Raw genomic sequence first — 13,776 nt, forward strand, 5'->3', positions numbered from 1 at the left:
AGAGGAAAGGAGAAAGAGATTTTGTGTGGATGAAAAGGAAAAAACAGAGTATAATGTAGGAACAATGCGCGGCAGACGCCGCTTTTTGAGGAAATCACCGAGAGTACAGAAGGGAGAAGAACAATGGGTATGGTTTTCATATTTTTTGCGGTCAGCATCCTGTCCTGCACGGCGGGATCTGTCTGCGGGATCGGAGGGGGCGTTATCATCAAGCCTGTGCTGGACGCCACGGGTGTCATGGGGGTGAGCAGCATCAGCTTTCTTTCGGGGTGCACGGTGCTTGCCATGTCAGTCGTGTCAGTCTGGAAGAATCTGCGGGCGGGGACGGCTAAGATGGATATACGCATCGCGACAGCTCTTGCCGTGGGAGCCGCAGCCGGGGGCGTGGCGGGGAAATCCATGTTCCAGGGACTGAAAAACGCGGTGGGGGATGAAAATCTCGTGGGCATGACCCAGGCTGTCGTCCTCATTGCGATCACGCTGGGGACGCTGGTCTACACGATCTGCAAGGAGAAGATCCGCACAAAGCACTGCCGGCAGCTCTGGCTCTGCGTGGCCATAGGGCTCATCCTGGGTATCATGTCCAGCTTCCTGGGCATCGGTGGAGGCCCCATCAACCTGGTGGTGCTGGCCTACTTCTTCTCCATGTCAACAAAGGAGGCGGCCCTGTCTTCCCTCTACATCATCCTGTTCTCCCAGATCACCAGTTTTGTGCAGACCTGTGTGACCGGGACGGTCCCTGACGTGGAGCTGTCCTACCTCGCCTTTATGATAGTGGGAGGTGTCCTGGGAGGGACTATCGGGAGCAGGATCAACAAGAAGATCAGCGAGAAGGGTGTGGACAGGCTTTTTATCTTTCTTATGGCTGTCATCGTGGTCATCAATATCTATAATGCAATAAAATTCGGAGTGGCTGCCTAGAGGGCAGCCACTCCGAATGTAAAGGCTGTGACTATTTTGAGGCGAGGTCTGTGTAGTCCTGGAAAGCGATGGTCAGATGCCCGTCTTCAATCTGGATGGGCAGGATGCTGTAGCCGGATCCTTTGAGATTTTCAGGCTTCCAGTGATCCAGCATAAGATAGTGCACACCGTCTTTCTCGAAAATGTAGGTGCTCTGTCCGAAGAAAGTCTGGCGGGCATGCTCGCCCACGCAGGGATTGTCGATCAGTTTCCAGCCGGACAGGACCGTGGGGGATGTGGCGAAGAGGGCGTTGTTTGGATCCCAGCCTGTACAGCCGGAGGTGATCATGTAGTATACGCCGTCTTTCTCAAAAAGGGCCGGAGCCTCCCGCTCCTGCTCGACAAAAGCTTTTCCGTACACGCCGTCCACATCCAGATAGTCCTCTGTGAGCCTGGAGATGCGCAGGGTCTTGTTCCAGTCGGAACTGTGGATCAGGTAGGCCTTCCCGTCCCGGTCGCAGAAGAGAGTCATATCCCGGCAGTCTGAGCGATTGGGGCGGATCCCGCGGACATAGCGGAAGGGCCCGGTGGGAGTGTCAGAGACGGCGATGCCGGCTCTGGCGTCTGTGTAGTCGGCAGAGTCCAGATGGAACCACATGACAAATTTGCCGGTCTTTTTATTGTACAGAACTTTGGGGCGCTCCCCCACTCTGTCTTTGTAGAGGTCGTGTCCCGGTTCGCCGGAGGCTTCCAGGGCCAGCCCCTCGTATGTCCAGTTCATGCAGTCCGGCGAGGAGTAGCAGGAAATGCCGATAAAATCCACCCGGATATCGCCTGAGGGTGCGATGGATGTGGCGCCGTTCTTGTTTTCGCCGTACCAGTAGTACATCCCTTCGTGCTCCAGAATCATGCCGCCGTGGGCCTGGATCAGTTCTCCGTCTGTGTCGTACCATGTAGAGCCGTTTTTGTTCATTGCAGATCTCCTTTGCTTTTTTTGTGTTGAATTCGTATATAAACCATGATAAAACATTAGTCACAGGGCAAGGCCCTTTGCCCCATCATCTTAATATACTTGCACTGCAAAAGCAAGTGAAAAGAAAAGGAGAAGACTATGAGAATTAAGATCAGAGGAACCGAGGACCGCACAGGAGGTCTGCAGATACAGCCGATCCGCGACATACTGGAGGAGAGAGGACACGAGACGGCAAAAGACGGGATGGAGGGAGATCTCTGCATCCATTTTACAAGAACTGACGAGAAGGGATACAGCGTCGCAAAGGCGGGGAGAGATGTGTATATTTCCTGGCATACGCGCCCCGAGGCTTTCCGGGCGCTGGGAAAGGCCCTGGAACATGCGGGGAAAGAGAAGTGGAGAGAGGAGAACAAAGGAACGCAGGGGAACACAGGACTTATGTTTGACTGCTCAAGAAACGGCGTCCTCAAGGTGGAGGCGGTCAAGGAGATGATCCGTCAGGCGGCTCTCATGGGACTGAACTGGCTGCTCCTCTACACGGAGGACACCTACGAGGTGGAGGGGTATCCCTGCTTCGGCGCCCTCAGGGGCAGGTATACGAAGGAGGAGATCCGGGAGTGCGATGCCTACGCGGCGCAGTTCGGCATTGAGATGATCCCCTGCATCCAGACACTGGCTCACCTGCGTACAGCCCTGCGTTGGCCGGCCATGGAAAAATACAGGGACGATGCGGACATCCTGCTGGCTGAGGAGGAGAGGACCTACCGGCTGATCGATGCCATGCTGGCCTCTGTCAAGGATATGTACCGATCAAAGAGGATCCACCTGGGCATGGACGAGGCGTTCTACCTGGGCTACGGAAACTACCGGAGGATCCACGGGGAAGTGAAGCAGGGAGAGCTGATCCGCAGGCATCTGGACAGGGTGATGGAGATCTGTGAAAAATACGGCCTGGAGCCCATGATCTGGAGCGATATGTTCTTTGTGACGCCGGGAGGCGGAGACTATTACAATGTGCCTGCAGACTATGAGTGGTCGGACAGCGAGAAGCCGGACCGGAGAGTCACTCTTGTATACTGGGACTATGAGGGACATGATGAGGACAGATACACAAGAATGGCTACGCTCCACAAAAAACTGACAGATCAGGTGTGCTTTGCCGGGGGAGCCTGGATCTGGAACGGGCTTGCGCCCAACTATGCCCAGGCCATGGACGCCACGAAGAAGGCTTTTCTCGGCCTGGAGGACACGGGCGTGACAGACAGCTTCTGCACCCTCTGGCTGGACAACGGGGCTGAGACGCCCATGCGGGCCGGGCTTCCTATGGCAGCTTTCTACAGCAGATGTGCCTACGGCGAGTCCACAGATCCGGAGGAGATGGAAAGCTGGTTTAAGATGCTCTGCGGCGAGTCCTACCAGGATATGCTCCTCTTTGACAGGTTGGACCATATACCGGGAACTGGCGTGTACAATGAGGGATTCGCCAACCCCTCCAAGCAGATCTTCTATCAGGATCCCCTGACCGGCGTCTTCGACGGGCAGTATGCGGGAACGGGGCTGGATGTGTATTACGCGGAGACGGCAAAGCTGTTGAAAAAGGCACAGAAGCGTGCGGGTAAACTGGAAAAAATGTTCCGGTATTACAGACTTCTGGCCAGCATCGACGCCGGGAAGTGCGAGCTGGGAGTGAAGATCCGCAGCGCCTACCTGTCCGGTGACAGAGACACCCTGGCAAGGATCGCAGACAAGGAGATGCCGGATCTCAGGAAGAAAGTGCAGAAAATGCACACGCTGAGAGAGCAGATGTGGCAGGAGGAGTTCAAGCCCAACGGCTATGAGGTGATGGATGTGCGCATGGCCGGCGTGGAGATCAGGCTGAAGTCCGCCCGCAGGCGTATCCTGGATTATCTGGACGGAAAGATCCCATCCCTGCCGGAGCTTGAGGAGGAGAGACTCCCTTATTTCACCAATGAAGAGGGAAAAAATGCGTCCGGAAAGTGCAATTTGTGGGAAAATATCGTAAGTGCGGCGAACATCTGCGGCGTGTAATTGTGTAAAATGTAGTGAATGTTGACGAAAAACATTTATTTTTGTAAATAGAATGCACAAAAAAAGCAAGAACTATAAAAAAAGGAGCAAAAGAAAGATAGAAACGGCTAAAGGGGATAGCTATAATACAGATATAAGCTGACAGACGGCTTAGAGGTTCATAGGCAGTAAATTGCGGACAGGAGGAGACATGGACGGAAGGAAGATTTATTACGTCAGCACCCTGCGGGGGGATGACAACAACGATGGCTTGTCAGAGGAGACACCTTTTCGGAGCCTGAGAAAAGTAGCCGGACAGAAAAGAGAGCCGGGTGATATGATCCTTCTGGAGCGGGGCTCCGTCTTCCAGGAAGAGTACCTCCACATATACGAGGGAGGCACCAGGGAGCATCCTGTTGTAGTAGATGCGTATGGACAGGGAGAGATGCCGGTGATAGCGGCAGAGGGAAGCGGCCTTTGGTATCAGAACTACGGAGCGCCTCTCGACAGCCCGGCCCACGTGTGGAAAGGGTATGTATCATCTGCAGTGCTTCTCTACGATGCGGAGTACATCACGGTGCGGAACATTGAGATCACCAACAGCACCCTCCGGGAGGGAGAGGTGTACAACCAGGGAGACCTGATGGACCGGACAGGCGTCAGCATTGTGGCAAAGGACAGAGGAACCCTTCACGGGATCGAGCTGGATAACCTGTATGTCCACGATGTAGACGGGAATGTATATGACAAGCATCTGAACAACGGCGGCATTTACGCCAGTGCCCTGACTCCGGCCGACGAGAGCCGGACGGGAGTTGCCAGATACGACGGCCTTCACATCCACCACTGCCGGGTAGAGCGGTGCAGAAGATGGGGGATTGCAGCCGGATATACCTACCAGCACGGCAGGTTTACCACACTGGAGTTGCCGGACGAGGTGGTCAGGACATACGGCTCCGTCAATGTGGTCATTGAGCACAACCGCATCCGGGAGATCGGAGGAGATGCCATCACTCCCATGTACTGCTTCAAACCTCTGGTACAGTACAACGTATCAGAGCATGCGGCCCTTGACATGAACGGGGATGTGTACACAGAGGCAGGAGAGAGGGAGGGCATGGTCGCGGCGGCCATATGGCCCTGGAAATGCAAGACAGCGCTCTTCCAGTACAACGAAGCGTCACACACACACTTCAACCAGGACGGGGAAGCCTGGGACGCGGACTCGGGGGACGGCACCATCTACCAGTACAACTACAGTCACGACAACGAGGGCGGATGTGTCATGTTCTGCGAGGGAGAGAGCGTCAACAACATTTTCCGCTATAACATCAGCGTCAATGACGGTACGCAGAGGTCGGGGGTTGTCACTCCGGTGCGGAACATAGACGCGCACATTCACAACAACATATTCATTATAAAGGAAAGCGTTCCCTTTATCCGGACCAACATGTCCGAGGGAGGGATGCTGGTAGAGAATAATCTTATTATAAATGCAGGGGATGAGGCCAGGACAGAGGACTGGCATCACCAGACTGAGAAAGCGCAGTACTGCGGAAATCTGTACGGCAACTACGCAAACATCCCGGAAGATGACCGGGAGGCAAAGGACGCGCAGAGTGCAGATGTTGAAAAATGGATAAAAGGGGAAGCCGGGCTGGACTTCTATGAAGAGCATACCGGTGTCCGTCCTTATATCGGGGCCTGCTTTGCCCGAACCAAAAAGCAGAACTAAAAACCCTATATTTTAAGGAAGGTGAGGTAACATTATGAAAAAGAAAATTGTGAGTGTATTACTTACAACAGCCATGGTTGCAACACTGGCAGCAGGATGCGGATCTTCCGACAGCGGAAGCTCTGATTCAGGCTCCAGCGACAGCGGCAAGGAGATGACCTACTGGTCCATGTGGAACTCCACAGAGCCCCAGGCAAAAGTCATCCAGGAAGCAGCAGATGCTTACGAGGAGGAGACAGGCATCCACATCAATATCGAGTGGAAGGGCCGTGATATGAAGACTCTCATCGGTACAGCTCTTGAGGCCGGCGAGGACATCGACCTCTTCGACGACGACTATATGCGTACTATAAGAAACACACAGGAGTATCTGACAGACCTTTCCACACTGGAGGGAGAGGAAGAGTTTGAGAGCCATGTAATGCCTGTTATCCTTGACAAGGCTAAATCATGGGGAGATGGAAAGCTCTACGCAGTACCTTATCAGGTATACACAACAGGTGTATGGTATGACAAGGCTATGTTCGAGGAAGCTGGCGTGACAGATGTTCCGACAACATGGGATGAGTTCCTGGATGTATGCCAGAAGGTTAAAGATGCAGGCTACAACCCGATCACATGTAACTCCGACTCTGCAACACTGATCTATGGCTTCCAGCTGGCAAGATACATCGGACAGGACGCAGTTCTTGAGTGCTTCAACAACGGCGCATGGACAACTGTTCCGGAGGCTAAGAAGGCTGCAGAGGATATCGCTACATTAGTAGAAAAAGGATTCTTCTCACCCAACGCTCCGGCACAGTATCCGGATGGACAGAACGAGATCGGCTTCGGCGAGAGCTGCATGGTCCTGAACGCATCCTGGATCCCGAACGAGATCCTTCAGAACACAGGTACAGAGGTAGACTTTGGCTTCTTCCCGTGGCCGTCAGTTGAGGGCGGTGTAGACGGAGCCGAGGCATCCATGGTTGGTGCACAGGGCTTTGGTATCGTTAAAGAGAGCGATATGCAGCAGGAAGCTTTTGACTTCGCAACAATGATCGCTACAGGCGACTATGACCTTGAGATGGCTTCTTCCGTAAACTCTATCCCTGCTGATACAGAGAACACAGAGTGGCCGGATGCAATCTCCGCGGCAGAGCCTTACTTCAAGGAAATGACAAAGGCTTACGACTGGGCAGTTGGTCTTGAGTCAAACGCTGACTTTACACCTGTTATTACTGAGAACGTAGTAAAACTGATCCAGGGCAACACCACTCCGGATGATTTCGTTCAGGCATTGGCTGATGCTCAATAATCAATCTGGGAGTACAACGGTATGGCAGGCAGAGGCTGGCTGCCATACCGTTTTTTGATACTATAGACAATATCTGAGAGAAAGGGGGACATCTTCTTGAAACAGAATAAGAAAATGATCGTCTGCTTTCTGACTCCGGCGCTGCTCTTCTTCCTCGTCATGTTCCTGTACCCTATCATCCGTACAGTCATCATGAGCTTCTTTAATGTGGAAGGCGTCAGCGACCCGATGAGCGAGTGGACCTTTAACGGTCTGGGAAATTATGAGAAGCTGTTGGGGACAAAGCTTTTCCAGACATCCATGGTCAACATGATCAAGATTTACGTCATTGGCGGCATCGCTGTCATGGTCATCGCACTTCTCTTCGCTGTCATCCTGACAAGCGGTGTGCGGGCGAAAGCATTCTGGCGTGCGGTCATCTATGTACCCAACATTATCAACGCGGTTGCTATCTCCACTATGTGGATTCAGTACGTGTTCAACAAACGATTCGGTCTTCTTCACAGCTTCTTTGAGGCTCTGGGACTGGAAGAACTGGCAAAGATCGACTACATGAACGGATCGTGGAAGTTCTGGTCGTTGCTGATTGCCTTCTGCTTCGGCTCGGTGGGCTATTTCATGCTGATATTCATCAGTGGTATTGAGAGGATCCCGGCGGACTACTACGAGGCTGCCACTATCGACGGAGCGAACAAGCTGAAACAGTTCGGCTTCATCACTATGCCGCTGATCAAGGGCGTGTTCAAGACATGTATGACATTCTGGACCATCAGCATTGTCGGCTTCTTCGTGTGGTCACAGATGTGGGCATCACCGATGCCGTCCGACAACGCAACGATCACTCCGGTTGTGTACATGTACAACGCTGTGTTCGGCACAACAGGAAGTACAGCCCGTGATGCCGGCGTGGGCGCTGCGGTAGGTATCCTGATGGCGCTGATCGTGCTTGTCGTATTCGGACTTGTCAACGTGCTTGTCAAAGACGACGACCTGGAATTCTAAGAGAGGAGGATGGCTTTTATGTTTGGAAAAAAGAAAGAAAAAGAAAAAAAGGTCAGAGAGCCGTTTAATCCTCGCAAAGAAGTGAAACTGATTCCCGGTTATCTTATTGTAGGCATCTGGGTGTTCTTCACGATCTTCCTTCTGGTGTGGATCCTGGCAGCCAGCTTTTCCACAGCTCCGGAGATCATGCAGGGCAAAGTCTTCAAGTTTGAGAGCGGCTTTCATTTTGAAAACTATATCAATGCATGGAATGCAAACAGTATTTCCACGTTCTTCATGAACTCACTGCTGTATGCTGTTGCAACCATGGTAGGCGCGGTTATTATCAGTGCGCCGGCAGCCTATGTACTTTCAAGATTCACATTCCTCGGAAATAAGCCGATCCGGTCCGGTTTCCTCATTGCCATGAGTATCCCGAACATCATGATCGTACTTCCGCTGATGTCCATCTCCATTCAGCTTGGCATCAACGGCTCCAGAGGACTGCTTATCTTCCTGTACATAGGAATGCAGATCCCGTACACGACCACATTCCTGATGACCTTCTTCCAGAACCTGTCCAGGACATACGAGGAGGCGGCAGCCATCGACGGATGTACGCCCATGATGACATTCTGGAGGATCATGTTCCCGCTGGCTCAGCCGGGTATTGTTACGGTCAGCATTTTCATCTTCATGAATATCTGGAATGAGTACTTTATCTCACTGATCTTTGCATCGTCCTCGGATATCATGCCTGTAGGACCCGGACTTAAGAGTGTACTTTCGTCCATGCAGTACACAGGAGACTGGGGCGGCCTGTTCGCAGCCGTTGTCATCGTCTTCCTGCCCACGCTGCTGCTGTATGTCTTCCTGTCAGAGAAGATCATCTCCGGTGTTACCGGCGGCGGTATCAAAGGTTAAGAGTGTATCCGGCCTGAGGCCAGATAAAAAAACAGGAGCGCTGCCTCGTTATCGTTATCCGATAGGGGGGCAGCGCCTCTTTTTTTCTCAACACTTTAGAAAGGAGACATTATGCAAAAACAAGTAACAGCGGCTGGCCGGCCAATGTCCTGACCATGCATCCAGACGGGGAGAGTGTGAGGAGAGCTCTTGAAGAGGGGCCCTATGGCCGCTGTGTTTACTACTGTGACAATAATGTTGTGGACCATCAGGTGGTAAACATGAATATGACGGACGGATCGACCGTCAGCTTTACAATGTGCGGATTTACGGCAGACTGCTCCAGATATGCAAAGCTTATGGGCACAAAAGGGCAGATCATTGCCGACATGGGGGCTAACACAATAGAAGTGACTCCGTTTGGGAAGGACGCGGAGCTGATCGATGTCTCCAGGATGGCAGAGGACTTCTCAGGACATGGAGGAGGAGACAGGGGCCTGGTGAGCGCGTTCCTGGATCTTGTCACCGGCGAGCAGTCAGAGGATGACACGATTTCTTCTGTAGAGCGCTCTCTGGAGAGCCACTACATTGCGCTGGCGGCGGAGGAGTCCAGACGGAACGGGGGCGCTGTGATCCGGATGGAGCAGGTGCGGAAATAAAAAACAGAAAAGTCTGTTTTATTCATTTTTTACAGGTCTGGGCATTGGCCCGTATTTCTCCAGGAGATGGGCCCGGCTTCCGGCGCGGCAGTACTGTCCGGTGCCGGTGACGCCCTCTTTTCTGGCATCCAGGTCCGGGTCTGAATAGCGGAGGAACCACTCTTCCATCTGGCGGCGCATGGCTACAATGCGATCTTCCTGGGCCGGATCATGGAACAGGTTCTCAGTCTCATCCGGGTTCTCGGTCAGGTGGTAGAACTCATTGGGGCCGTAGGGGTAACGAAGAACCAGCTTCCACTCTTTGTCCCGGATCATCCGGACAGGGCCGTATTCGTCAAATACGACTACAGGGCGGCTGCTTTCCAGCTCTGGATCCTCCAGCCATCGGGCAAAACTGTGGCCCGGGATCTCCTGTTTTGTGTTCACAGGGCAGCCGGCCAGATGGCACAGAGTGGGCAGGATGTCGTAGTGGCTGAACAGCTCACTGCACACAGCCCCTTTCGCGAAATGCCCCGGCCAGGAGGCGATGAAAGGCACCTTTACAGAACTGTCGTACATATTTTGCGGGAAAGTCCCGTTTCCCTTGCCCCAGATGCCGTGCTGTCCCAGGTTCATGCCGTTGTCGGAGGTGAAGATAACGATGGTGTCGTCTGCGATCCCCAGCTCATCCAGGCGGTCCATCAGACGCCCGATCTGGTGATCCATGGCTGTGATGGCGGCGTAGTAGCCCCGCAGCAGTTCCTTGCGGCGCTCACCCTGGCCGTGGGGGCAGGTGAAGACCTGCCAGGGGTGGTAGGGAAGGTCAGGAGTGGCAGTGAAATCACAGTCCCTGTACAGATCCAGATATTCCTTCTTGTGATCCGTCTCCTCCCACGGGCTGTGGGGAGCAGTGAAGTGGACGCTCAGATAAAAAGGCGCGTCTTCCTTTGAGAACCTGTCCAGGCACTCCAGTGCGTTTTCGCCGATGAGGTCTGTGATGTATCCTTCCTTTTCGGAGAGGACCCCGTCCTCGATGGTCTCAGGGTTGAAGTATCTGACGCCGCCCCCGCCGATGGTGTACCAGTGGGAAAAACCGTGCTGGGGCGTCATGCTGTCTCCCATATGCCATTTGCCTGAGAGGGCGCAGCGGTAGCCGCCTGACGCCAGGATGTCTGTGTAGGCGGTGAGGTGATCCGTGTACTGGATGGGAATAGTCTCGTGGGGCATATATTCTAAACTTTCCCTGGATAGGGAGGCTCTGTCCATGCTGCCGCCGTCCAGCCAGTCAAGAATGCCGTGGCAGGAGGGCATAGTTCCGGTAAGGATGGAAGCGCGGGCCGGTGAGCAGACCGGTGAGGCACAGAAAAAGTTGTCAAATTTTACACCCCTCTGGGCAAGTCTGTCCAGATTGGGGGTGTGGATGTCTGTGTTCCCGGCGTTCCTCATGGCCCAGTGCCCCATGTCATCGGCCAGCAGGAACAGAATGTTTGGCTGTTTCATAGTATGTTATGTCCTTTCTTAAAATGTATTAATAGGCTATGCATGTTATTATACTCTCTGGGATGCGGAATGGCAAAAATTTTCTGTATATTTTTGAGGGCTATCCGCTTTTTTTATACTATGTGGTAACGGGAGGGTGTATAATGTGATTACAACCAGGAAATGAAGCGACAAAAGAGGAGACGGGCATGGGGACAGAGGAGAGAAAGGTGAGAGAAATACGGGACGAGAAGAGAAACAATGTTTACGGGACAGCTGTGAGACGGGCTGTGGCGGGCATTGTCCTTTTTGCCGCGGCATTTCTGCTCCTCTTCGGCGCCTCGGCATCCGAGGCCTTTGCCCAGTGGTACACGCTTCACGTCTACTCCTTTTTCGTGGCTACGCTTGGCAGATTTTGCGGCATCTTTGCCTTTTCTGTGTCTGAGCTTATGCTGTACGTGCTTGCCGCTTTTCTGGTGTGGCAGATAGTACGGGCGGTGTACAGATGCTGGAAAGAAAGGCGTGTGGGACAGCCGCTGGCAGCGTTTTTTTCAGGGGCATTTCTGGCAGCAGGTATCCTGTTTGTTCTCTATGCCGCCTTCTGCGGCGTGAACTATCACAGGAGCTCCTTTGCCCACGAGGCCGGGCTTACGTGGGAGGGGGCCTCGGTGGACGAGCTGCGGGCAGTCTGCGAGGATCTGACTTCGGCGGTGAACCGGACCGGACAGCAGGTGCACAGAGATGAGGAGGGGATCATGGTACTGACAGAGGATGTGTCTGTCCGTGCCGTGCGGGCGATGGAGAAGCTGGCCGGAGAGTATCCCTGCCTGGAGGGCTTTTACCCACAGCCCAATGGCCTGGAGTTTTCCTGGCTCCTGTCTGTGCAGAAGCTGACAGGCATCTACTCCCCTTTTACCATAGAGGCAAATTACAATGCGGATATGGTCCCCTACAATATTCCTTTTACAGCCTGCCATGAGCTGGCCCACCTGCGTGGGTTTATGCAGGAGCAGGAGGCCAATTTTATAGGCTACCTGGCAGGTGTCCAGTCAGAGAGCGTGGAGTTTAACTACAGCAGCTACATGCTGGGCTGGATCTACTGTACCAACACACTTTACAGTGTAGACCCCGATTTTTACCAGGAGCTGCGGGACAGGCTGTCTGAGGAGGTGCAGGCGGACCTTGCGGCCAACAGCCGGTTCTGGGAGAAATATGACAGCCCGGTGGCGGAGGTGTCGGACCAGATCAACGACAGCTATCTGAAAGCCAACGGGCAGGAGGACGGGGTGGCCAGCTACGACAGGATGGTGGAACTGATCCTTACTTATTATAAGGAAGTGGGTTATATATGATCATACAGGAGGGATGACAGATGGAGACAGGGACAAGGCTTACAGTGCGGGCGTATCACATACAGTCTGTAGAATACGGGGAGGAAAACCGCGTCACCGTGGATGGCCGTATGACAGTGTGTCCGTCGGTGGCGGACAGCATACGGGAGAGGGAGCCGCTGATAAAGGAGATACAGATCCGGATCATCCGGCCCGACGAGCATGACCAGCACACCAACACGGTGATGGATGTCATTCCCCTCTCCGTAAAGGTGCTGGGGAAGGTGGGAGACGGCATTACTCATACGCTGACGGGCGTGTACGTGATCCTGACAGGTGTGGATGAGAGCGGGAGACAGGTCTGCAATTTCGGTGCCAGCGACGGGATACTGAAGGACAGGATTGCCTGGGGCAGGCCCGGCACGCCGCTTGAGAGCGACCTTCTGATCTCCTTTGACGTGGTGCTGCGGGAGGGAACCTGGGCGGACCGTCCAGGTCCGGAGGCGATCCACAGAGCCTGCGATGTGTTCTGCCAGATCTTCCGGGAGCAGATGAAAAAATTCAACGGGTATAAGTGCACGGAAAAGCATGTGTTCCAGGAGACCTATGAGCCGGGACGCAGGGATGTGGTGATCGTGAAGGAGGTTTCCGGGCAGGGAGCTGTGTATGATACGAGGCTGTTTGGAAATGAGCCCTGCGGCTACGAGGGCGGGCGCTCTGTCATTGATATGGGATGGATGCCGGTGGTGGTGACACCCAACGAATTCCGGGACGGCATCATGCGCGCTATGGATTAGGCAGAAGGGTATATCCGGCGGGAAAGGAGAATGAAATATGGGAATCGGAACGAGTATGAAGGAGACGACCCTCCACTATTACCGGGACCCCCTGGTGGAGGTGCTCTCGGAGGACAGAGATGTCAATCTGAGAGGGATCCTGATCGTGGGATCACCGGATAAAAATGAAGACAAATATCTCTCCGCAGAGAGGGTCGGCGTCTCTCTGGAGTGCATGCGGGTGGACGGCGCAGTTTTTTCCTGCAATGGGATCGGGAATAATCATGTGGATTTTGCGCATGCTATCGAGGAGACGGAAAAGCGGGGCGTCCCCACGGCAGTCTTAAGCCAGTGCCCTGCAAAGGACTTTGTGGTGCAGAACGACCACCTGGACGGCGTGGTCTGCTATTACAAAGCGCTGGAGAGGATGGATCAGCCGGGAGATGAGACGAGAGTGCTGGCGGAAAATACGGTGACAGAGACAGACGCCAGGAAGGCGCTCGCCCTGCTGAAGCTGAAGATGCGCAGGTGGGAGGAAGCCGGACGGAAATAAGGGATAAATAACAAAACGTAAAATTTCTATTGCAGTCCAAAGTGGATTATGTTATTCTGAATATGTCAAGGCGGCGCTCCTGCCGCCTGGCATATATCAAGTGTACCGCACAGCGGATGCGGCGCATCTTTCTATTCGGAGCCTGATTTCCAGGCATGACCCGACCATTGCACAACTGAACA

General features: G+C 53.7%; 12 protein-coding genes. 10 read left to right on the forward strand and 2 right to left on the reverse strand.

Annotated features, from left to right (window positions below):
- Positions 1-129: 129 nt before the first annotated feature.
- Positions 130-921, forward strand: coding sequence for a sulfite exporter TauE/SafE family protein (locus B5E62_RS12950; protein ID WP_087174975.1), 792 nt, complete (start codon positions 130-132; stop codon positions 919-921).
- A gap of 31 nt (positions 922-952) precedes the next feature.
- Here B5E62_RS12950 and B5E62_RS12955 read toward each other — a convergent pair whose 3' ends face one another.
- Complete coding sequence (locus tag B5E62_RS12955; protein WP_087174961.1) at positions 953-1,873, reverse strand: glycoside hydrolase family 43 protein; 921 nt, start codon at positions 1,871-1,873, stop codon at positions 953-955.
- Between the two features lie 138 nt (positions 1,874-2,011).
- On the opposite strand from B5E62_RS12955, the gene B5E62_RS12960 reads away from it, so the two are divergent.
- The 6 genes from B5E62_RS12960 (at position 2,012) to B5E62_RS12985 (ending at position 9,476) form a co-directional block, all read left to right on the forward strand.
- Positions 2,012-3,922 (forward strand): beta-N-acetylhexosaminidase, encoded by a 1,911-nt coding sequence (locus B5E62_RS12960; RefSeq protein WP_087174962.1) that lies wholly within the window; start codon positions 2,012-2,014, stop codon positions 3,920-3,922.
- A 190-nt stretch (positions 3,923-4,112) separates the two neighbouring features.
- Complete coding sequence (locus B5E62_RS12965) at positions 4,113-5,636, forward strand: polyhydroxyalkanoate depolymerase (protein ID WP_206414320.1); 1,524 nt, start codon at positions 4,113-4,115, stop codon at positions 5,634-5,636.
- Positions 5,637-5,670: 34 nt separating this feature from the next.
- Positions 5,671-6,933 (forward strand): ABC transporter substrate-binding protein, encoded by a 1,263-nt coding sequence (locus B5E62_RS12970; protein WP_087174963.1) that lies wholly within the window; start codon positions 5,671-5,673, stop codon positions 6,931-6,933.
- Between the two features lie 96 nt (positions 6,934-7,029).
- Positions 7,030-7,935, forward strand: coding sequence for a carbohydrate ABC transporter permease (locus B5E62_RS12975; RefSeq protein ID WP_087174964.1), 906 nt, complete (start codon positions 7,030-7,032; stop codon positions 7,933-7,935).
- A gap of 18 nt (positions 7,936-7,953) precedes the next feature.
- Complete coding sequence (locus B5E62_RS12980; RefSeq protein WP_330398131.1) at positions 7,954-8,838, forward strand: carbohydrate ABC transporter permease; 885 nt, start codon at positions 7,954-7,956, stop codon at positions 8,836-8,838.
- A gap of 155 nt (positions 8,839-8,993) precedes the next feature.
- Complete coding sequence (locus B5E62_RS12985) at positions 8,994-9,476, forward strand: hypothetical protein (RefSeq protein WP_242957919.1); 483 nt, start codon at positions 8,994-8,996, stop codon at positions 9,474-9,476.
- 18 nt (positions 9,477-9,494) lie between these two features.
- Here B5E62_RS12985 and B5E62_RS12990 read toward each other — a convergent pair whose 3' ends face one another.
- Positions 9,495-10,955, reverse strand: a complete 1,461-nt coding sequence (locus tag B5E62_RS12990; protein ID WP_087174966.1) for a sulfatase-like hydrolase/transferase — start codon at positions 10,953-10,955, stop codon at positions 9,495-9,497.
- 188 nt (positions 10,956-11,143) lie between these two features.
- Between B5E62_RS12990 and B5E62_RS12995 the strand changes: the two genes are divergently transcribed.
- Genes B5E62_RS12995 through B5E62_RS13005 form a run of 3 tightly spaced genes read left to right on the forward strand, consistent with a single transcriptional unit; the run spans position 11,144 to position 13,594 of the window.
- Positions 11,144-12,286: a DUF3810 domain-containing protein gene (locus B5E62_RS12995; RefSeq protein WP_242957921.1), complete on the forward strand. Its 1,143-nt coding sequence runs from the start codon at positions 11,144-11,146 to the stop codon at positions 12,284-12,286.
- A 20-nt stretch (positions 12,287-12,306) separates the two neighbouring features.
- Positions 12,307-13,062, forward strand: coding sequence for a proline reductase cluster protein PrdD (prdD, locus tag B5E62_RS13000; protein WP_087174967.1), 756 nt, complete (start codon positions 12,307-12,309; stop codon positions 13,060-13,062).
- A 37-nt stretch (positions 13,063-13,099) separates the two neighbouring features.
- Positions 13,100-13,594, forward strand: coding sequence for a glycine/sarcosine/betaine reductase component B subunit (locus B5E62_RS13005; protein WP_087174968.1), 495 nt, complete (start codon positions 13,100-13,102; stop codon positions 13,592-13,594).
- The last annotated feature ends 182 nt before the right edge of the window (positions 13,595-13,776 follow it).

Source organism: Lachnoclostridium sp. An118, from assembly GCF_002160985.1.
Lineage (GTDB): Bacteria > Bacillota > Clostridia > Lachnospirales > Lachnospiraceae > Claveliimonas > Claveliimonas stercoravium.

What these genes read in the sequence shown, in the direction of transcription:
- B5E62_RS12950 (WP_087174975.1), top strand. Translation starts at nt 130, where the DNA reads ATGGTTTTCATATTTTTTGCGGTCAGCATCCTGTCCTGCACGGCGGGA.
- B5E62_RS12955 (WP_087174961.1), bottom strand. Translation starts at nt 1,873, where the DNA reads ATGAACAAAAACGGCTCTACATGGTACGACACAGACGGAGAACTGATC.
- B5E62_RS12960 (WP_087174962.1), top strand. Translation starts at nt 2,012, where the DNA reads ATGAGAATTAAGATCAGAGGAACCGAGGACCGCACAGGAGGTCTGCAG.
- B5E62_RS12965 (WP_206414320.1), top strand. Translation starts at nt 4,113, where the DNA reads ATGGACGGAAGGAAGATTTATTACGTCAGCACCCTGCGGGGGGATGAC.
- B5E62_RS12970 (WP_087174963.1), top strand. Translation starts at nt 5,671, where the DNA reads ATGAAAAAGAAAATTGTGAGTGTATTACTTACAACAGCCATGGTTGCA.
- B5E62_RS12980 (WP_330398131.1), top strand. Translation starts at nt 7,954, where the DNA reads ATGTTTGGAAAAAAGAAAGAAAAAGAAAAAAAGGTCAGAGAGCCGTTT.
- B5E62_RS12985 (WP_242957919.1), top strand. Translation starts at nt 8,994, where the DNA reads ATGCATCCAGACGGGGAGAGTGTGAGGAGAGCTCTTGAAGAGGGGCCC.
- B5E62_RS12990 (WP_087174966.1), bottom strand. Translation starts at nt 10,955, where the DNA reads ATGAAACAGCCAAACATTCTGTTCCTGCTGGCCGATGACATGGGGCAC.
- B5E62_RS12995 (WP_242957921.1), top strand. Translation starts at nt 11,144, where the DNA reads ATGGGGACAGAGGAGAGAAAGGTGAGAGAAATACGGGACGAGAAGAGA.
- prdD (WP_087174967.1), top strand. Translation starts at nt 12,307, where the DNA reads ATGGAGACAGGGACAAGGCTTACAGTGCGGGCGTATCACATACAGTCT.
- B5E62_RS13005 (WP_087174968.1), top strand. Translation starts at nt 13,100, where the DNA reads ATGGGAATCGGAACGAGTATGAAGGAGACGACCCTCCACTATTACCGG.